Raw genomic sequence first — 18,840 nt, 5'->3', positions numbered from 1 at the left:
GCAACCGCGAGCGAATTAGGTCGGCGATCAGTTTAATGGTTCGTCGGGAACACTATCCCGCTGGTGCGTGGGGTTTCATCCCGAGTGGAATCGTGGCACCGGTGATCCGGTTTGCCGCGAGTTTCCCGGACAGCAGTGCGGTGGGCACCCCGACGCCGGGTGTGGTGCCGCAACCGGCGATAACCACATTGTCGCTGGACGTCGGAAAATTACGAGTTCGAAATGGTCCGGTCTGCCGGAACAGATGCGCGGCGGAGAAGGGTGTGCCCGCGATCATCCCCTTGTCGCGCCATGTCTTCGGGGTGTCCAGATGGTCGACGGTGAAATGCGTGGCGATCCCCCGGTAGCCGCGCGCTTCCAGGACGCCGAGCAGTTCGCGCAGATAGGGCGCGCCGAGCCGATCCCAGTCCAGCGGCGCGGACACCAGATTCGGGCACGGCGCCAGCAGTGAGAACGGTTCGTGTCGTCCGTCCTCGCGCTCGATGAACAGCGCGGGGTCGGTGAGGGCGGGGCGGGTCAACAGCAGTGACGGATCACTCATCGTCGTGCCCTTCCCGCGCCCGGCCGCGATCTCGGCGAAGGTGCGGTCCCACGCGGCCCCGAACTCGATGGTGTGGTGGGCCCGCACCGGCCAGGTCGCGGCGACCGAGGCGGGAACGGTCCCGTGGGCCACGACGGCGGACGGCGCGGCGCGCAGCCCCCGTCGCCGCCGGAGCCCGAACCGTTCGATGACGCCGAGATCGGCGGTCAGCACCACCGCGTCGCAGGACAGCGCGCTGCCGTCGGCGAGTCGCACCCGCCTTGCTCGGCGGTCGTCGTATTCGAGTCCGACGACCTCGGTGTTCAGCTGCAAGGTGCCGCCCGCCGAGGTGAAGGCGTCGGCCATGGCGGCCGCGACGGCACGCATGCCGCCGCGCGGGAAGTACACGCCGAGGGAGGTGTCCATATGCGGGATCGCGCCGTAGACCGCGAGGGCCTCGGCGGGCGCCATCCCCGCGTAGAGGGCCTGGAAGGTGAACAGGCGGGCCAGTCGTGGATCGCGCAGGAATCGGCCGACGCGCGGACCGAGCCTGCCGAACCCACCCAGGCGGACGAGTTCGAGCAGCGCGGCCCGTTTCTCCGGCCGCCGGATCATGTCCAAGGGCGAATCGAAGTTGGTGTCCATGAATTCGGTGAACTCGGCGCGATAGATCCGGCCGAGCCAGTCGCGCAACAGTCGGTAGCCGCGTGCCTCGCGCGGCCCGCAGGTCCGCTCGACCTCCTCGGCCATCCGGTCGGGGTCGGCGAAGACACGGATGGTCGAATCGTCGGCGAAGCGCGCGTGATAACTCGGCGCGAGCAGGTCGATGCGCAACGGCGGTGTGCAGGTGTCCCTGGTGTGCCCCACCGCCGCCAGTGCGTCGTCGATGAGTTCGGGCAGGGTCAGAACCGTTGCACCGGAGTCGATTTCGTAGTCCGGACCGGCGTAGCGCCCGACCCGGCCGCCGGGGTGGTCGGCCTGTTCGAGCAGGGTGACGGTGCGTCCGGCGCCGCGCAGATACAGTGCCGCGGCCAATCCGGACAGTCCCGCGCCGACCACGACCACGTGCTCGGTCGGTCCGGGGACCGTCTTCATCGGATTCTCCTCGATACCTGCGCGGCGCACAGCGAATGCACCGCTGCCGCCGTGACCGGACGGGGACATGCCTGTACGCCCGTCGAGTCATCGGTTCTCACGTGGGCCGCGCTGTGCGCGCCCGTTCGGCGCGACGGTGCGAATACACTCCGCCGGGGCCGAAGTGTTGCGGAAGTATCTTCTCCCGCAACGGATTTCACTCGTCGTCGGTGCGCTCTTCGACCGGGGTCGCGGCGCAGGAACGAGGTAGTCGGATCGCACGGCGCGCGGGCAGGCCCGCCGCCATGATCAACCGGCGTTCCGTCTGCACGACGGTGCGGCGACGCTTGCCCGTGGTGCGAGGGGCAGGGCCTGCGCCGACGGCGATGGCGCGATCGGCTGGTCCCATGACGGCTTTCATGCGGTCCTCCTGGTTGCGGCCAGTGCCATCGCGCGCAAGGTCTTCTTGGCGGAGGAAGTGGCCGAGCTGGTTTCGATGGCGGCGAGACCGCGATCGGTGAGATCGGCGATGCGGCGTTCCACATCGTCGACGGCGCCGAGATCGGTGAGTACGGCGCGTAAGCGTTCTACTTCCTCGGCGCCGAGATCGGTGCCGAGACTGGTGCGCAGCAGTTTCGCGGAAAGCGGGTCGGTGGCGTCGGCGCGCTGCAGCGCTTCGGCCAGTAATACGGTGCGCTTACCCTCGCGCAGATCGTCGCCGGAGGGTTTGCCGGTGACCTCGGGATCGCCGAACACCCCGAGCAGGTCGTCTCGGAGCTGGAACGCGATCCCGATATCGGTGCCGAATTCCCGGTAGGCCGCGATCAGGGCCGGGTCGGCGTCGGCGACCGCGGCACCGAGGTGCAGCGGTCGCTCGACGGTATAGGCGGCGGTCTTGTAGCGGTTGATGCGCAACGCGGCGTCGACGGATTCGTCGCCGCCCGCGTGGCCGTTGATGTCGAGCAGTTGCCCGCCGAGCACCTCGGTGCGCATGAGCGCCCAGACCGGTGCGAAGCGGGTGATGGCGGCCGGATCGAGGCCGGAGGCGTGGACCATGTCGTCGGCCCAGGCCAGGGCGAGATCGCCGATCAGGATGGCCACGCTGGTGCCGAACCGGTCGGCGTCGCCCGCCCAGCCCCGCTCACGGTGACGCTGTTCGAAGTCGACGTGCACGGTCGGGAAACGGCGCCGCGTGCGCGAGGCATCGATGATGTCGTCGTGGATGAGCGCGCAGGCCTGCACGAGTTCCAGCGCGGCGCAGGCGTTGGTCACCGCCGCCGCCTCGGGGCCGTCGGCGTCACCGCCCGCGCCGAGCCATCCGATCCACGCGAAAGCGGGCCTGGTGCGTTTGCCGCCGAGAAGGACGAACTGGCGCAGCGCTTCGGCGGCTTCGACGAAGATCGGGCCGAGCTGTTCCACGGTGTCGCGGCGGGAGGCGAAGAATTCGTCGAGCGCGGATTCGGTGGCGGCGACGAACGCGGCCGACCCGAGGGTCGCCGACGGTGCCCCGGTCGAGTCGGCGGGTCCGTGGAGCGCCGCCGACGGGGTTCGCGTCGGAGTACCGGATCCGGCGGACAGTGCAACCTCCAGGGGTCATTTCGGTGGTGCCGCGCGGCGCGCGCGGCGAAAGGTCTCGTCGTGCTCGGGCGTGCCGTTTCGATGCCATGCACACCGTGCGTGATCCGGGCCGCCGCGAGGATACTGCCCAGTTGTCTAGAATACCCGTGCGCTCCGGCACGCCTGCGCGCGGTACACCTGTCGCGCGCCACGCGCTCGCTCGCCCTGTCCACGGGCCTGCCCTACGGGTCCGACCGCACCTCTACACTGGGTCGGTGACTTTCGATTCCGTCCCGGGACGCCCGACCCCTGGGAGCCCGTCCCCGACGCCGCCGATCGTCTCGGGGACCCCTTCGGTCGTGCAGAGTCTGCGGACTCGTTCGGGCGGTTCCGTGCCGTTCTCGGTGGAGTTCAACCCCCCGCGCGACGCGGCGGGTGAGGCCAGACTGTGGCGCGCGGTCCGCGAGTTCGAGCGGATGCATCCGGCCTTCGTCTCCATGACCTACGGCGCGGGCGGATCGACCAAGGACCGCACGGTCCGGGTCACCGGCCAGCTGGCGCGGGAGACCACCCTGCTGCCGGTGGCGCATCTGACCGCGGTCGGTCACAGCGTGGCGGAACTGCGCTCGCTGGTCGGCTCCTACGCCGATTCGGGAATCCGCAACATCCTCGTGCTACGCGGCGATCCGCCCGGTGATCCGCTCGGCGAGTGGCGCAGGCACCCCGAGGGTGTCGAGTACGCCGACGAACTGGTGCGCATCGTGCGCGATCTGGGCGATTTCCACGTCGGTGTCGCCTCGTTCCCGCAGGGACACCACCGCTCGCCCGACCTGGCGTGCGATACCGAATACCTGGCGGCGAAATTGCGCGCGGGCGCGGAATACTCGATCACCCAGATGTTCTTCGAGGTCGAGCACTACCTGCGGTTGCGCGATCGGCTCGCGGCCTTCGATCCGATCGAGGGCGCCAAACCGATCATCCCCGAGTTGATGCCCATCACCTCGCTGCGCACCGTCGAGCGCGCCGAGGAACTGTGCGGTCGTCCGCTGCCCGATTCGGTGCTCACGCGTCTGCGTCGGGCGGCCGGTGACGGCAAGGAAGAGGATCGCGCCGCGGTGCGCGAGGTCGGTATCCAGATCGCCACCGAGATGGCGCAGCGTCTCATCGACGAGGGCGCGCCGTGCCTGCACTTCATCACCTTGAATTTCGCCAAGGCGACCAGCGAGGTGCTGACCAACCTCGGTTACGGCGTCACCGCGGCGCCCCTCAGCGCCTGAGTATCACGAGCGCCTGAGCGTCACGCGGCCTTGGCCGAACTCAGCCCCCAGGCGTCGGCGAGCAGACGGTGCGATTCGAGTCGCTGCTCGTGATCGTGGGTGACGCTCGTGACGAGCAGTTCGTCCGCGCCGGTGACCCGCCGCAGCGCGGAAAGCCGTTCCACCACCGTGGCCGGTGAGCCGACGAACTGGGTCGCCAGCCGGTCGTCGACCAGACGCCGCTGGTCGGCCGTGAGCGGGGTGGCCGTGTCCGGATCGATGTACTCGACCGCGCCCGCGCCGGATCGGATGCTGTGCACCCAGTGCCCGTAGGTCGAGGCGCGGTGCCTGGCGGTGGCGTCGTCGGGGGCGACGACGACATCGGCCGAGACGACCACGTACGGCTCGCTCAGGTATCGCGACGGCCGGAAGGCCGCGCGATAGGCCTCGACCGCTTCGAGCGAGGTACCGGGCGACACGTGGTAGTTCGCGGCGAAGGGCAGTCCGAGGCTGCCCGCCACCTGCGCGCTCGCGCCGCCCGAACTGCCGAACAACCACACCTGCACCTGCGCGCCCTCACCGGGGACGGCGTGCAGCGCGACACCGCCGGGTGTCGTGTAGGTGCCGTCGAGCAGGGCGAGCACCTCGTCCACCTGGTCGGAGAATTCCGGCGGCTGCGCGCCCTCCTGTTGTAGGGCGTGCACGGAGGCGAGGAATTTGGTCCGGTCCACGATGCGGCCGGGTTCGAACGGCGGCGGCACCACGACGCCGTCGACGATCCTGGTCCGGCCGGTGACCGTGTCGACCACCGGACGCCCGACCTTGGGGTGGGAGGGCTCGCTGCCGAACTGCGCGCGCCGATGTCCGGAACGACCGAGACCGAGGTCGAGGCGTCCCGGATAGAGGGCGTCGATGGTGCCGAACGCCTCGACGATGGAGGCCGAGGTGTGGTGACCGACCTGGACCGCCGCCGATCCGACCCGGATGCGCGAGGTGGCCGCCGCGACCAGCCCGATGAGGGTGATCGACGACGAACTGGCCACCGCGACGAAATGATGTTCGGCCAGCCAATAGCGGTGGTAGCCCCACTGTTCGGCCCGCTGGGCGAGTTCGACGGTGTTGCGCAACGCCTGCTGCGGTGTCGATCCGGCACTGACGGGGGCCAGATCCAGGATGGACAGCGGAACGCTCATGCGTGCGCACCGCCCAGCTTCGGATCCTGCTCGCCCGCCTCGATCGCGATGCGCAGCCGGTTCTGCTCCGGCGCTACCGGGCAGGTCGCGAAATCGGTGAAGGCGCAGGGCAGATTCGCCGCGCGATTGAAATCGAGTACGACCGTGCCGTCGTCGGCGGCCGCGCCGATCGTGAGCGACCGCGCCGCGGGGTAGGTGGTGACGCCGCTGGTCGCGTCGGTGAACAGCACCCGCAGATCATCGGCGGTGCCGAAGGCGATGAGCTTCTCGGTCACCGTGCCGAGGGTGAATTCGATGGTCCCGACGGCGGTGTGGTGGTGTTCGAGCCCGTCGACCACCGCGCCGGTGGTGAGGGTGCGCGGCTCGTCGAAGGGCAGGTAACGGCCGGTCACCACCCAGCGCTTATCGGGTGCGTAGGAGGTGACGCCGGTGAACGCGCGCAGGGTGGGCGCCGCCGGATCGTGCACCCGCACCGCGTACCGACCGCTGCGCCGGATCACTTCGAGCACCCGGCCCTCGTGGCGCACGCGCAGCCCGGGAGCGCCCTCGGCGGGCCGCAGGATCTGCACGCCCGCGATGCCCTCGCCCTCGTGAACCAGACGGTCGGCGGGCTGGGCGGTGATGAACACCTTGTTGTCGGTCACCCACCAGGTGCCGGGTAGGTCGGGCAGGCGCTCGGGTTGATCGGTGAGCCAGATGAGCGCGGTCAGGCTCAGGAAGCCGAGCGGGTCGCGCAGTCGTTCCTCCCGGTCGCTGTGCCAATGTGCCCACTCGGTCTCGAAATGCGGTGCGGTGGTGGTGGTCATGACGCTGGGGCTCCTTCGTGGACTGGGCGGATACGAGTGAATGAGAGGATCCGGAGGTGGCGGGGGTCGAGACGATGCCGGTCGCGGGGCTGCGGTGATGCCGGACGGGGTGATCCCGTGTGGCCGGTAGGCGGCGAGACAGTAATGACTCGGCGGCAGATCCGGTTTCGGTACCAGGGCGGCATCGTCGCCAAGCGCACGCTGACCGGGGGCCGCCGACAGGAACTCGAGGTCCGCCGGCGGGTGAGAAGGATCGACTTGCTCATCGCGCCTCCCAATCGATGAGCCGGTGCGCCGTGGGCCCGGCGGCACCCGCGAGATCGGGGGCGAACAGGTACGCGGAATGCCACAGGGCCGAACGCGATTCCGACCGCGCGCGCGCCCGGAAGAATGCGCGCAGGCGTGTCGATATCGCCGGTCGGCCGGGGTGCTGCTCGGAGTTCGTCATCGGCGCGAGTCCTCGAGTGTGGGAATGGCGGAGAGCAGTTCGCGGGTGTAGTCGTGTCGCGGGTTGTCGAAGATCGCCTCGGTCGACCCCGTCTCGACGACGCGGCCGTGCCGCATGACCGCCACCCGGTCGCTGATGCGGCGCACCACCGCGAGGTCGTGGGAGATGAACAGGTAGCTCAGGTTCAACTCGGTTTGCAGGCGGTCGAGCAGTTCCAAAATCTGGGCCTGCACCGAGGCGTCGAGCGCCGAGACCGGTTCGTCGAGGACGAGCAGATCCGGATGCAGGGCGAGCGCGCGGGCGATGGCGACGCGCTGACGCTGTCCGCCCGACAGTTCCGCGGGACGCCGCTGGTCGTAACCGCCGGGCAGGGAGACCTGATCGAGCAGTTCCCGAACCCGCGCCCGCCGCTGCGCGCTGTCGCCGACGCCGTAGGCGCGCAACGGTTCCTCCACGATCCGCGCCACCCGCCAGCGCGGGTCGAGCGAGGCGTACGGATTCTGGTAGACGATCTGGAACCGTTGGCGCAGTCGTCGCAGCCGCGACCCGCGCAGGCTGTTCAGATCGTGGCCGTCGAAGGTCACGGTGCCGCTGTCGGGTTCGGTGAGGCGCAACGCGATACGCGCCGTCGTCGATTTACCCGAACCGGATTCGCCGACCAGCGACAGGGTTTCGCCGCGCGCCAGTTCGAATCCCACACCGGAGACCGCCGTCACCGTGGCGCCGCGCGCGCGGAAACTCTTGTGCACGTCGCGCAGCGTCAGCAGCGGGGGACCGGCGTCGGCGCGGGCCGGACGGAAACCGTCGAACGGCGCGAGGCTCGGCGACGCCGCGAACAGCCGTTTGGTGTACGGGTGGCGCGGGTGCCGAAGCACCGTCGAGGTCGGCCCGGATTCCACGATCTCGCCGCCTTCGAGCACCACGACCCGATCCGCGCGTTCGGCCGCGATGGCCAGATCGTGGGTGATGAGCAGCACGGCCGTCCCGCGCGCCGCGGTCTGCTCGGCCAGCCGGTCGAGCACCCGGCGCGCGACGGTGGCGTCCAGCGCGCTGGTCGGCTCGTCCGCGATGACCAGATCCGGTTCGGCGATGAGCGCCGAGGCGATCAGCACCCGCTGGCGTTGCCCGCCCGACAGTTCGTGGGGGTACTGGCTCGCGCGCAGTTCCGGCCGGTCGAGTCCGGCGTCGGCGAGCAGCCGCAGTGCGCGGTCACGGGCCGAGCGCCGGTCGGCGATGCCGTGCACGATCAGCGTTTCGGCCACCTGGTCGCCGACGCGGCGCACCGGATTCAACGACAGTCCGGGATCCTGTGGAACGAAACCGATCCGGACCCCGCGCAAACCACGCAGCGTGCGCTCGTCGTCGGGGCGCACCGGCTTACCGTCGAAAACCACGGTGCCGCCGGTGATCTCACCCGCCGACCCGAGCAGTCCGATCACCGCCTGCGCCAATGTCGATTTTCCCGAACCGGATTCGCCGACCAGGGCGACCACTTCGCCCTTCGCGATGGTCAGCGAGACACCGTCGAGAGCCGTCACCGGGCCGTTCTCGCCCCGGTAGCGCACGCGCAGCTCGTCGACGCGCAGCAGGGCGGCGGCCTCGGCGGGCGTGTTCTCTTCGGCGAGTGCGATATCGGCTTCGAGTGAGCGGCTCATCGGTCGGAATTCCTTCCCGCGGCGCGGCCGAGCCGCTGGGCGGCGATCACGACGGCGATGATCACCAGGCCGGGAAGCGTGGTGAGCCACCAGGCGGTGGCGAGGTAGTTGCGGCCCTCGGAGATCAGCGAACCCCATTCGGGGGTGGGCGGTTTCGCGCCGTAGCCGAGGAAACTCAGGGCCGAGACCGCAAGCACCGCCATACCGAATTCCACTGCGGCCAGCGCGACGACCGGCTGATAGGAATTGGGCAGCACGTGCCGTGCGAGCACCGTGTACCAGCGCACCCCCGACGCGTGCGCCGCCTCCACATAGGTCGCCTGCTTGACCCGAAGCACTTCCGAGCGCATCACCCTGGCGAAATTCGCGACCAGCGAGACACCGACGGCGATCGCCACATTGCGGGTGCCGAAGCCGAGCGCGGTGACCAGCGCCAGCGAGAGCAGCAGCGACGGGATCGACAGCAGGACGTCGACCACGCGCATGATGGCGGTGTCGACGAGACCGCCGATCGCCCCGGCCAGCAGTCCGAGCAGCGTTCCGGCGATCAGCGCGATCGCCACCGCCGACAGCGTCGCGGTGAGCGAGAGCCCGGCCCCGTGCACCATCCGCGTGTAGAGGTCGCGCCCGATATTGTCGGTGCCGAACCAGTGTTCGGCGCTCGGCCCCTGGAGTTTGTCCGAGGGCACCCCGGTCAGCGGATCGCCACCGGCGAACACCGAGGGGAACAGCGCCCAGCCGACGGCGAGCAGCGCCACCGCGGCGGCGACAAGCAGTCCGGCGTTGTCGAGCAGGCTCCGCCACCGCACCACGGGGCGGATCGGCAGCGGCAGCGTGGCGCGCCGGGAATCCTCAGCGACGTCGACCATGCGCCGTCACCCCCGTGTCACCCGACGGGTCGTAGCAGGACTCAGACACGAACCGCCACCTCCTCGATGGTCTTGTCGGTGGATGTCTCGGCGGCCACGTCGCCCACCCGCCGCGCCCTACCCGCGATCCGCGGATCGAGCAGGGGATAGAGCAGGTCGACGAGGAGGTTGACGCTCACGAACACCACCGAGGTGAACAGCACGATGCCCTGGACCATGGGGATGTCCTGGGCCATGACCGAGGTCTGGGTCAGCCTGCCGACCCCGGCGCGGGCGAACACCGTTTCCACCACCACCGAGCCGGCGAGCATATTGCCCACGAGCACACCGGCGATGGTGAAGGTCGGCACGCTGGCCGGGCGCAGCACGTGGGTCCGCTGCACCCACCAGCGCGACCCGCCCTTGGCCAGTGCCACCTCGACGAACGGCTGCCGCCATGTCGATTCGAGTCCGGCGGCGAGCACCTGGGCGATGACGGCCCCGATCGGGACGGCCAGCGTCAGCGCGGGGAGCACCGTGCCCGCGAAACCGTGCCCGCCGAACGCGGGCGCGAGCCGCCAGTGGAACGAGAACAGTTGCAGCAGCAGCAATCCGGTCCAGAAGGTCGGCACCGACACCCCGAGCGACGGTAACGCGGCCAAACCGTTGCGCAGCCACGGCCGCCGGGTGTAGGTCGCGGCGAAAGCCAGCGCGACCCCGCCGACCGTCGCGAACAGCAGCGCGAGCCCGGCCAGCGCGAGCGTGTCCGGCAGGGCGTCGCCGATCGCCCGCGTCACCGGCTGACCGGTGACGATGGAATGGCCGAGATCCCCGCGCACCCCGTGCCCGAGGGCGGTCAGGTACTGGTCCCACAGCGGCTTGTCCAGCCCGTAACGCGCCTGTAGTTCGGCGACGGCGGCCTTGTCGACCGGGGTGCCCGCGCCGCCCCCGTCGGCCGCGATCGAGACCGGGTCGGCGGGCAGCAGGAACAGCACCACGAACGAGAGCGTGAACGCCGCCCACAGCACCCAGATCGCCTGCAGGACGCGAAGGGCCAGATAGCGCGCCATGGGTCAGCGCCCGCTCAACCAGGTGTCGAAGAACTGCAGACGTGCCGACGCCTCGAATTTGAGATCCCGCACGGTCCCGGCCGCGCCGATGGCCTGTGAGAGTTCGACCGTGGGCACCCACAGACCGGCCTCGAAGATGCGCTGCTGGGCGGTCTGGATCAGTTGGGCGCGCGCGGCGGTGTCGCCCGCGCTCAACTGGCTGTCGAGGACTTCGTCGAGCGCCGGAATAGCTTCGCGTGCACTGAGATTACGCCCCGCGAGTCCGAACGAGGTGCGCAGGATATCCCCGTCGGCCCGGGTCGAGTTGTAGTAGACGCTGTCGAAATCCTTGGAGTTCTGTCTGGCCGTCACCTCGGAGATCGAGGCCAGGTCCAGTTTCAGATCGACGCCGACCTGGCGCAGTTGCTGCTGCACCAGCTCGAGAATCGCCTGGTTACCGCCGAACACCTGGCTGAACAACACACCGAAGGACAGCCGCTCGCCGTTCTTCACCCGGATCCCGTCACCGCCCGGCGTCCAGCCCGCCTGATCGAGGAGGGTCTTCGCCTTGGCCGGGTCGTAGCTCAGCTGGGCCGAGAGATCCTTGTAGCCGGGGGTATTGGCGGCCAGCACGCTCGTCGCGGGCTTGAACTGCGGCCCGAGCACGGTGTCGATCAACTGCTGCCTGTCGATCGCGGGCAGCAGTGCCTGGCGCACGGCGGGATCGCGCAGCGGACCCCGGGTCACATTGGGCTGCAAACCGAACGTGACGCCCGGATTGGGGGTGCTCAGCAGTCGGCCGCCCGCGGCCTCGAGCTGCGGGACGTCCTGGACGAGCGCGTCGCTGATCGCGTCGAGCTGACCGGAGGTGAGACTGCCCGTGCGTACCCCGGATTCGGGGACGACGGTGAATTCGATACGGTCCAGATACGCCTCGCCGCGATGGGCGAAGACATCCGAACCCCAGTTGTATCCGGCGCGTTTGGCCAGCGTCGCCGAGGCGTCCTGACGCCAGCCCGCGTAGGTGAACGGCCCGCTGCCGATATTGTCGCCCACGCATCTCTGCTCGGCGGTTTTCGCGGTGGTGCTGTCGGCGAGCAGACCGAGCTGCGTGGTGGAGCTGGCTTGCAGGAATTGCGCGTTCGGTTTGCTGAACTCGACCCTGGCGGTCAATCGGTCCACCGCGGTCGTGCCGACATAGTTGGTCAGATAGCTGGTGCCCAGCGGTGCCTTCGCCCCGCCGAGTTTCACGATCGCGTCGAAATTGCGTTTGACGGATTCGGCCGTGACCGGGGTGCCGTCACTGAAGGTGACACCGTCGGCGAGGTGATAGGTGAAGACCGTCGCGTCCGGGCTCACCTCCCAGGTGCGGGCGAGCCACGGCTTGATCGCACCGGTCGCCGGATCCTGATCGGTCAGCGAGTCGACGATCTGCCTGGCGACGTAGATGGTCTGGTTGGTGCCGGACTGCGCCGGATCCGAGCAGGTCGGCGCCTGGGAGAGTCCGTAGCGCAACGTGCCGCCCGGCTGCGGAGGCCCGGCATCGCCACCGGAACTGCCCGAATCGCTGCCGCAGGCCGCCAGACTCGCCGCCGCGGTGACGGCGGCGGCGATGGCCGCGATTCGGAGGCGGGATCGGATCACTGTGCTACTCCCAGGTTTTCGAGATGGTCGACATGCGGATTCACGCCACGGCTCCGATGGAATCGGATACGCGCACGTATTTTTCGAACGGATGTTTGCCGATCTGCTCGGCGGGCAGATCGGGGTCGTAGAGCGCGGTGTACCCGGCCGCCAGGTACAGCGCGACGGCCTCGGGTTGACGCGGTCCGGTCGTCAGGTAGATACGCCGATAGCCCCGGCGGCCGATCTCGGCCTCCAACTGCTCCAGGACATACCGGCCCAACCCCTGCCTGCGATGTTCGCGCGAGGTCCAGATGCGCTTGAGTTCGGCGGTGTCCTCGTCGTGACGTTGGAAGGCGCCACCCGCCACCGGTTCCGAATCCCGGGTGACGACGAGCAGATCCCCGTGCGGTGGCGCGAACTCGTCCGCCGGATACTCCACCAGCGAGGCGTGCACCTGGCCGGGGGATCTGCCGTAGCGGGTGCTGTACTCGACCGCCAACTCCGCCAGCAGCGGGGCGGCGAGCGGATCGGATTGGGCGACGCGGTGCACCCGCAATCCGTTGTCGGGGAAACGTGAGGCCACCGCGCTCACCCCTTCTTCGGCAGGCCGGGCGGATTGATCCGCGAACCGGTGAGCGCTTCGGTGTTCAGCCCCCAGCGGTCGATGACCTTCTGGTACGAGCCGTTGCCGATGAGATGTTCGAGGGCCTGGTGGATCGGGGTGATCAGGCCGTTGCCCTTCTTGGTCAGCACGCCGATCTCGCCCTGTAACGCCTCGCCCGCGCCGGAGAAGGTCGCCACGATCTTGGTCTGCTTCGCGGTGGCGGCGTGGTAGATCGCGGACGGGTTCGGACCGATGTAGCCGTCGAGCCGCCCGGAGGCCAGCGCCAGGTAGTAGTCGGTGGCCTGCTGGAAATAGGCGATATCGATGGGCGCCAGGCCGTCGGCGCGGTTCTGCTCGCTCCACTTGACCAGCAACTGCTCCTGATTGGTGCCGCTGCCGACCCCGATCCGCTTGCCCGCCAGGCTCTTACGGTCCTTGTAGTCGATCGTGCCGTTCAGCGGCACCTCGAGGGCGACATTGTCGGTGCGGTAGGTGGCGAAGTCGTACTTCTCCTTGCGCTCCTCGGTCACCGTGACGTTGGAGATGAACGCGTCGACCGCGCCGGAGTCGACCCGTACGAAGTTCTGTGACCAATCCGCCACCTGCACCTCGAGTTTCAATCCGAGGACATCGGCGACCAGCGAGGCGAAATCGACCTCGGAGCCGACGGTGGTCTTGTCGTCGCTGGCGTAGAAGCGCAGCGGCGGCGCGGCTCCCGACGCGCCGGTGACGATCAGCGTGCCGCGGTCGCGGATCGCCTGCGGCACCTGGGCGGCGATGGCGTCCACCTTGTCGGTGCGCACCCGGCCCGATTGCGCGGGACTGAGGTCGAAGGTGACCGATCCGGTTCCCTGGACGGTCTGGTCCGCGTCGGGGTCGGTGCCGCAGCCGGTGGCGAGCAGCGCCACGGCGGCCGCCGCGGAGACCAGGGCGGTGAACTTCATCGAATACCTGTTCGTCGTCGGGGATTTCATGACTTCAGCGGACCCTGGACAGGAAGGCCCTGGTGCGGGGATGTTCTGGGTTGTCGAGTACCGAGGCGGGCGGTCCCTGCTCGACGATCACGCCCGCGTCGAGGAACAACACGGTGTCGGCGACCTCGCGGGCGAAGCCGATCTCGTGGGTGACGATCACCAGCGCGGTGCCGCCGTCGGCGAGATCGCGGATCACGTCGAGCACCTCGCCGACCAGTTCCGGATCCAGGGCCGAGGTCGGTTCGTCGAAGAGGATGACCCGGGGACGCAGCGCCAGCGCCCGCGCGATGGCCACCCGCTGCTGCTGTCCGCCCGAGAGCCTGCGCGGGTACGCGTCGGCGAACTCGCCGATACCGACCCGGTCGAGCAGTTCCCTGGCCTCGCGTTCCACCTCGGCGCGCGGGCGGCGCTGCGCGGACAGCGGCGCGAGCGTCACGTTCTCCAGCGCCGTCAGATGCGGGAAGAGGTTGAACTGCTGGAACACGAAACCGATGCGGGAACGCTGTCGACGCACCTCGCGATCCGGCAGCGGATACAGCACATTGCGGCGCAGGCGGTATCCGATCAGTTCACCGCCGATGTGCACGGTGCCCGAGTCCAGCGGTTCGAGGTGATTGACCACGCGCAGCAACGTCGACTTACCCGAACCCGACGGCCCGATCACCGCGACGACCTCGCCCGCGCGCACTGTCAGATCGATGCCGCGCAGCACTTCGCTGGTCCCGTAGGCCTTGCGCACTCCGCGCACCTCCACGGCGACCGCGGTCTCGACCCGTCCGGCCGCGCTCATCGGGTCGCTCCGCGCGGGGAGGCGACGCCGATGGCGGCGATCTCGCGGAATTTCGCGCGCAACCGCTGTATCGGTGTCGGCGGTGTGGTCCGCTGCGCGCCCTTGGCGTAGTGGCGTTCGATGTAGAACTGGACGATCGAGAGCGCCGTGGTCAGCACGATGTACCAGACGGTGGCCACCATCAGCAGCGGCACGACCCGGCCGTTGCGGCCGTAGATCACCTGCACCTGGTAGAAGAGTTCCGCGATCGCCATCACCGACACGATCGAGGTGCCCTTGAACAGGCTGATCACCTCGTTGCTCGCGTTCGGCAGGATCGAGCGCATGGCCTGCGGCACCACCACCGTGCGGAACTGCCGCCAACGCGGGATGCCCAGCGCCGCCGAGGCTTCCAGTTGACCCGGGTCCACCGAGATGAATCCGGCCCGGATGATCTCGGCCGAGTACGCCGCCTGGTGCAGCGCCAATCCGATCACCGCCGCGGTGAACCCGCTGATGACACCGTTGACGTCGAAACTGAAGAAGGCGGGCCCGAACGGAATTCCGATCGACATCGTGCGGTACAGGTAGGCGATGTTGAACCAGAACAGCAGTTGCACGATCAGCGGGATGGAGCGGAACGCCCAGATGTAGACCCACGAGATCACCCGCAGCACCGGATTGTTCGACAGTCGGGCCACGGCCAGCGCGGTACCGAGCAGGAATCCGAGCGCGGTGCCCCACAGCGTCAACTCGAGGGTCAGCTTCAGCGCCGACAGCACCGATTTCGCGGTGACGTACTGCGCGAACGTCCCCCAGTCCCAGCCCGGATTGGTGGCCAGCCCGTGCGCGAACTGCGCCACGACGACGAGTGCTGCCACACTGGCGACCCAGCGCCACGGGTGTCGCGCCTTCGCGACGCGGGGTGCGTCCGAGGACGCGGGCTCATCCGCGGTAGCGAGGTGTTCGGTCGACGTATCGGGCGAGGCGGCACCGGATTCGCCCGGTGGGGCGGTGGCGTCGGGGGCGGGCGGCGCACTCATGGCGAGTCCTTACGAGCATCGGACGCGACCGCCCCGGTCGGGCAGCGGTCGCCGCACCCGGCCAGTGTCGGGCGCACGATCTGGCGGCGGTCAGCCGCGACAGCCGGTGGAGGTGACACGGCACTGGTCGACATGGCGACGGCCCCAACGGTGGCCACTGCGGCGGATAGTCACTTCGGTCCTCCATCGTTCCCGGCGGAAGCACCCGCACCCGATGTCGCCGGGGGGTTGCTGCGACGTCGGTGAGCCAGGTCTCTCGGTCGCTCTGGATGGTGAGATCCCCGTGGCACGGATGCCGCGGGAACACGTGTCGAGCCGAAACATCATGCGAAGACGGGCAAGTGCTTCGCAAGGGTACAAATCATGGTGAGCACAGTCCTTCCGGCAACCGTCCTCGCCGACGACAATTACCCCCGTCGATCGGACAGCCCTGCGCCGAGCCGCCACGCGTCCGTCGCGTCCTCGCGACGCGCCGAAAGATTGCCCGACCCGATAAACGCTGTTGAACAGGTTTGCGGGAGTACCCTCCTCCTCGATCGTGCCGACGATGAGGAGGTCTGTTGTGACCGTAATGCGCCGTCTCACCACGTTTGCCGCTGTCGCGACCGGTGCTGTCGCACTGGCGTGGGGTCTACCGGGCAACGCGGTGGGCGCCCCGACCTCCGACACCGTCACGCCCGCGCCGATCGCCGGACCCGGTGATCTACTCGGCGCCTACCAGGCCAATATCGACGCGCTGAAGAAGTTCGGCATGGAGCCTTTCCTCTATCCGACGGCCGCGGCGTTCTGCAACAACGCGTCGACCTTCGGACTCGTCCCCGCGGTAGCGGGCGCGGTGCCGGGACCGTGGCCCAAGACCACGGTCGCCATCCCCGGCCTCGATATGACCGCCGTCGAAGCGGGCCAGACCATGTTCACCTTCGTGCCCTTGGGCGTCGTGTCCGACACACCGTCCGACACCGGGATGCGCGTGGTGTGGCTCAATGTCAGCAACGGCCGCACCGGGTCGGCGGCGATGGGACCGATCGGGAACATCCTGGGCGCCATGATCCCGCCGGAAGTGCCCGCCGAGGTGCGTCCGCTGGCCGAGAAGGCCGTCCAGGACTTCTTCCTCTCCGCTCTCCCGGTCGGCGGTGTTCGTGCGGTTCCCGTCGACACCGGTAAGGGCACGGTCCTGGCCGCGGTCTTCGGCACGGTCCAGAACGGTAAGCAGTCCTGTTTCTTCCTGCCGACCGTCGGCATGACCACCGTCGCCTGACGATTCGCCGGGTCCTCCATCGGTGGTCGCTCGGGTCACCTCGGGGGCTCGTACCCGAGAGCACACCCTTCTCGGGACCCGTCGGCGTACACGTCCACGTACTCCCGGCCGCCGCGCGGAGGGGTCGGTCCGTACGGCGGCGCCGCGTCGACGAGGTCGCGCCGAACCGGCCGAACGGTCACCGGTGGGGCAGGGAGCGGCCCTTCCAGGTGAGCGTGTCCCGGCGGTGCGCGCGATGCGATCTGATCGACAGGGTCGTGTAGGCGAGAACCGAGACGGGATGCGCCAGTGCCGCAACGATATCGGCGCGGGACGGCGTCGCGCCGGATTCGATCGATCGGGCCAGGAGTCGACCGGTGACGGCGGCGACGTAACCGACGATTCCGGCACGGCGGGCGCGTCCACGCCCCGCCACGGCCGCGATCGGCGCGACCACATATCCGAGCACGGCGACCGCGCCGACCGCCGCGCTCGCCGGACGCGAGCCGCCGTAGGCCGACCACAGCCACCGGGTGTACCCGGCGTCGAGTTCGACCGCGCCCCGGTACATCCTGGTCCGGGCCAGCCTGCCCGCGACGACGAGCACCGTCTGCCTGCCGCTGCGCCGCACCGCGCGGGCGATATCGAGATCCTCGGTCGCAGCCCCCGCCACCGTCGCGTGCCCGCCGACCGCGCGATAGGCGGCGGCGTCGAAGACCAGGAACTGCCCGCAGGCGACCGCCGTCGACGGCCACAGGCTCCGATTCGCCACCGCGACGGGCAAGGTCGACGCCCACGACCAGCACAGCAACGGCTGCGCCACCGCCTCGGCGACCGACCCGGCGTCCTGGCGCGGCCAGACCGAGACCAATGCCGCGGGTCCCCTGCGCAATTCGGCCACCGCCGCCGCGATCGCGCCGGGCGCCAACCGCACATCGGCGTCGAGGAAGACGAGCACGGCCGTATCCGCCGCCTCGGCCAGTCGGGCGCAGGCCGCGGCCTTGCCGGTCCACCCCGGCTCGGGTTCGTCCCGCGAGCGGATCACCAGGAAACGCGGGTCGCCGTCGATGGCCTTCTCCGCCGCCTCGGCGGTGCCGTCGGTGGACGCGTCGTCGAGTACGAACACCTGTAGGCGCGGCGCACCCGACTGCGCGCGCAGATCTGCGATGAGTTCCGGCAACCGGTGCGCCTCGTCGCGCGCGGGCACGCAGACGGTGATCGGCTCGATCACGGCCGCGGATTCCGGTAGCCGCCGCACCGTCAGCCGATTGAACAGCGCTGTCGCGCAGCCGAGTACCGCGACGGCCGCGCCCGCCCGGGCGAGCATGACGGTCGCGTCGTCTGTCATTGCCCGTACCTCGGTATCGCGCACGGATCGGACGCTTCGCCGGTCGCTCAGCGGCCGTCGATGACCAGCCGCACCCAGCGGCTCAAGGAGAAGCTGCCTTCGGGATGCGGCGCGTTGGGGTTGCGATCCATGAAGGCCATCGCGGCGACGATGGCGGCGACGGCGAGGGTGATACCGCCGACGATGCCCGCCCAGCCCGCGAAGGACCTGGTGTTGGGGTCGGCGTAACTCACCTCGGCGCGCAGCGTGGAGACATCGCCGGGCGGAAGTTTCCACGACACGGTGGAATCGCCTTCGCGGTTACCGTTGGTCTTGGCGACCCTGGCCGGGAAGGCGACGGTGAACTGCACGTCGGACCCGTGCGGCGGAACCGATTTCAGATCGACCCGCCCGGTCAGGCTGACCAGATCGCCGGTGCGCTGGAATTGCAGCTGAAACATGCCCTGGGTCTGCTCGGACAGTCCGCCCAGCTGCGAGACCTCGCCGAAGGTCAGCTCCTCGAAGAACACCTTGCTGCCGACGTAGCCGTCCTGGTTGTACGGCTCGACGCGCACCTTGGCCGCGAGGGAATCGGGCGCCTTCAGCTCCGGTCCCTTGTCCTCGGCGCTCGTCGGCACCACCGCGGCCACGATCCGCCCGGACACCTTGTCGTTGGACGACACACCCATCGACACCTGCACGCGCAGGCAGCCGACCAACATCGGCACCACGAAGGCCGCGAGCAGGGCGGCGGCCGCTAACCGCGTCCCGGTCCGCCGTCGTCGCGCGGGGGCCGGGGGAGCGGGCATCGTTGGCATGGGGCTCGGGTGCACGGGTCACATCGTGCCAGGCAT

18 protein-coding genes and 1 riboswitch are annotated in these 18,840 nt (G+C 69.4%); of the genes, 2 read left to right on the top strand and 16 right to left on the bottom strand.

The window, feature by feature from the left end; all coding sequences use genetic code 11:
• Positions 1 to 52: 52 nt before the first annotated feature.
• From crtI to JZ792_RS11970, 3 genes are all read right to left on the bottom strand, one after another.
• Complete coding sequence (crtI, locus tag JZ792_RS11980) at positions 53 to 1,615, bottom strand: phytoene desaturase family protein (RefSeq protein ID WP_216909956.1); 1,563 nt, start codon at positions 1,613 to 1,615, stop codon at positions 53 to 55.
• A 196-nt stretch (positions 1,616 to 1,811) separates the two neighbouring features.
• Entirely contained in the window at positions 1,812 to 2,015 is a 204-nt protein-coding gene (locus JZ792_RS11975) for a hypothetical protein (RefSeq protein WP_109526272.1), read from the bottom strand.
• Positions 2,012 to 3,184 carry a polyprenyl synthetase family protein gene (locus tag JZ792_RS11970; protein WP_216910087.1) on the bottom strand — a complete coding sequence of 391 codons (1,173 nt, stop codon included), beginning with the start codon at positions 3,182 to 3,184 and terminating at the stop codon, positions 2,012 to 2,014. The genes JZ792_RS11975 and JZ792_RS11970 overlap by 4 nt, the downstream gene beginning before the upstream one ends.
• Before the next feature lie 242 nt (positions 3,185 to 3,426).
• Here JZ792_RS11970 and JZ792_RS11965 point away from each other — a divergent pair, with 242 nt between their 5' ends.
• On the top strand, positions 3,427 to 4,428 hold the full coding sequence (locus tag JZ792_RS11965; RefSeq protein ID WP_438804329.1) for a methylenetetrahydrofolate reductase: 1,002 nt from the start codon (positions 3,427 to 3,429) through the stop codon (positions 4,426 to 4,428).
• A gap of 20 nt (positions 4,429 to 4,448) precedes the next feature.
• Here the strand turns inward: JZ792_RS11965 and JZ792_RS11960 are convergent, their stop codons facing one another.
• The 11 genes from JZ792_RS11960 to JZ792_RS11910 form a co-directional block, all read right to left on the bottom strand.
• Positions 4,449 to 5,600 carry an LLM class flavin-dependent oxidoreductase gene (locus tag JZ792_RS11960; RefSeq protein ID WP_216909954.1) on the bottom strand — a complete coding sequence of 384 codons (1,152 nt, stop codon included), beginning with the start codon at positions 5,598 to 5,600 and terminating at the stop codon, positions 4,449 to 4,451.
• Positions 5,597 to 6,406 (bottom strand): DUF1684 domain-containing protein, encoded by an 810-nt coding sequence (locus JZ792_RS11955; RefSeq protein WP_216909952.1) that lies wholly within the window; start codon positions 6,404 to 6,406, stop codon positions 5,597 to 5,599. Before JZ792_RS11955 ends, JZ792_RS11960 begins: the two co-directional genes overlap by 4 nt.
• Positions 6,407 to 6,668: 262 nt before the next feature.
• Positions 6,669 to 6,854, bottom strand: a complete 186-nt coding sequence (locus JZ792_RS11950; RefSeq protein WP_216909950.1) for a hypothetical protein — start codon at positions 6,852 to 6,854, stop codon at positions 6,669 to 6,671.
• Complete coding sequence (locus JZ792_RS11945) at positions 6,851 to 8,509, bottom strand: dipeptide ABC transporter ATP-binding protein (RefSeq protein ID WP_216909948.1); 1,659 nt, start codon at positions 8,507 to 8,509, stop codon at positions 6,851 to 6,853. The genes JZ792_RS11950 and JZ792_RS11945 overlap by 4 nt, the downstream gene beginning before the upstream one ends.
• The gene (locus JZ792_RS11940) at positions 8,506 to 9,378 is read right to left on the bottom strand and encodes an ABC transporter permease (protein ID WP_216909946.1); all 873 of its coding nucleotides are present in this window, start codon (positions 9,376 to 9,378) and stop codon (positions 8,506 to 8,508) included. The genes JZ792_RS11945 and JZ792_RS11940 overlap by 4 nt, the downstream gene beginning before the upstream one ends.
• A 41-nt stretch (positions 9,379 to 9,419) precedes the next feature.
• On the bottom strand, positions 9,420 to 10,427 hold the full coding sequence (locus JZ792_RS11935; protein ID WP_216909944.1) for an ABC transporter permease: 1,008 nt from the start codon (positions 10,425 to 10,427) through the stop codon (positions 9,420 to 9,422).
• 3 nt (positions 10,428 to 10,430) lie between these two features.
• Positions 10,431 to 12,050, bottom strand: coding sequence for an ABC transporter substrate-binding protein (locus JZ792_RS11930; RefSeq protein ID WP_216909942.1), 1,620 nt, complete (start codon positions 12,048 to 12,050; stop codon positions 10,431 to 10,433).
• Between the two features lie 40 nt (positions 12,051 to 12,090).
• Positions 12,091 to 12,615, bottom strand: a complete 525-nt coding sequence (locus tag JZ792_RS11925) for a GNAT family N-acetyltransferase (RefSeq protein ID WP_308165263.1) — start codon at positions 12,613 to 12,615, stop codon at positions 12,091 to 12,093.
• Positions 12,616 to 12,620: 5 nt separating this feature from the next.
• Positions 12,621 to 13,610 (bottom strand): ABC transporter substrate-binding protein, encoded by a 990-nt coding sequence (locus JZ792_RS11920; protein WP_254189679.1) that lies wholly within the window; start codon positions 13,608 to 13,610, stop codon positions 12,621 to 12,623.
• 4 nt (positions 13,611 to 13,614) lie between these two features.
• On the bottom strand, positions 13,615 to 14,400 hold the full coding sequence (locus tag JZ792_RS11915) for an amino acid ABC transporter ATP-binding protein (RefSeq protein ID WP_216909940.1): 786 nt from the start codon (positions 14,398 to 14,400) through the stop codon (positions 13,615 to 13,617).
• Complete coding sequence (locus JZ792_RS11910) at positions 14,397 to 15,422, bottom strand: amino acid ABC transporter permease (RefSeq protein WP_216909938.1); 1,026 nt, start codon at positions 15,420 to 15,422, stop codon at positions 14,397 to 14,399. The genes JZ792_RS11915 and JZ792_RS11910 overlap by 4 nt, the downstream gene beginning before the upstream one ends.
• Positions 15,423 to 15,602: 180 nt before the next feature.
• A riboswitch (SAM riboswitch) is annotated at positions 15,603 to 15,698 on the bottom strand.
• A 295-nt stretch (positions 15,699 to 15,993) separates the two neighbouring features.
• Between JZ792_RS11910 and JZ792_RS11905 the strand changes: the two genes are divergently transcribed.
• Entirely contained in the window at positions 15,994 to 16,680 is a 687-nt protein-coding gene (locus JZ792_RS11905; protein WP_254189693.1) for a hypothetical protein, read from the top strand.
• Between the two features lie 178 nt (positions 16,681 to 16,858).
• On the opposite strand, the gene JZ792_RS11900 is transcribed toward JZ792_RS11905, so the two are convergent.
• Positions 16,859 to 18,007, bottom strand: a complete 1,149-nt coding sequence (locus JZ792_RS11900) for a glycosyltransferase family 2 protein (protein ID WP_216909934.1) — start codon at positions 18,005 to 18,007, stop codon at positions 16,859 to 16,861.
• Positions 18,008 to 18,054: 47 nt separating this feature from the next.
• Positions 18,055 to 18,795, bottom strand: a complete 741-nt coding sequence (locus JZ792_RS11895; RefSeq protein WP_216909932.1) for an LppM family (lipo)protein — start codon at positions 18,793 to 18,795, stop codon at positions 18,055 to 18,057.
• Positions 18,796 to 18,840: the final 45 nt, after the last annotated feature.

The sequence above is a fragment of the Nocardia noduli genome, assembly GCF_019038455.1.
Classification (GTDB): Bacteria; Actinomycetota; Actinomycetes; order Mycobacteriales; family Mycobacteriaceae; genus Nocardia; species Nocardia noduli.
Note: the sequence above shows the minus strand (reverse complement) of the source record. Positions and strands in the feature narration are given on the sequence as shown.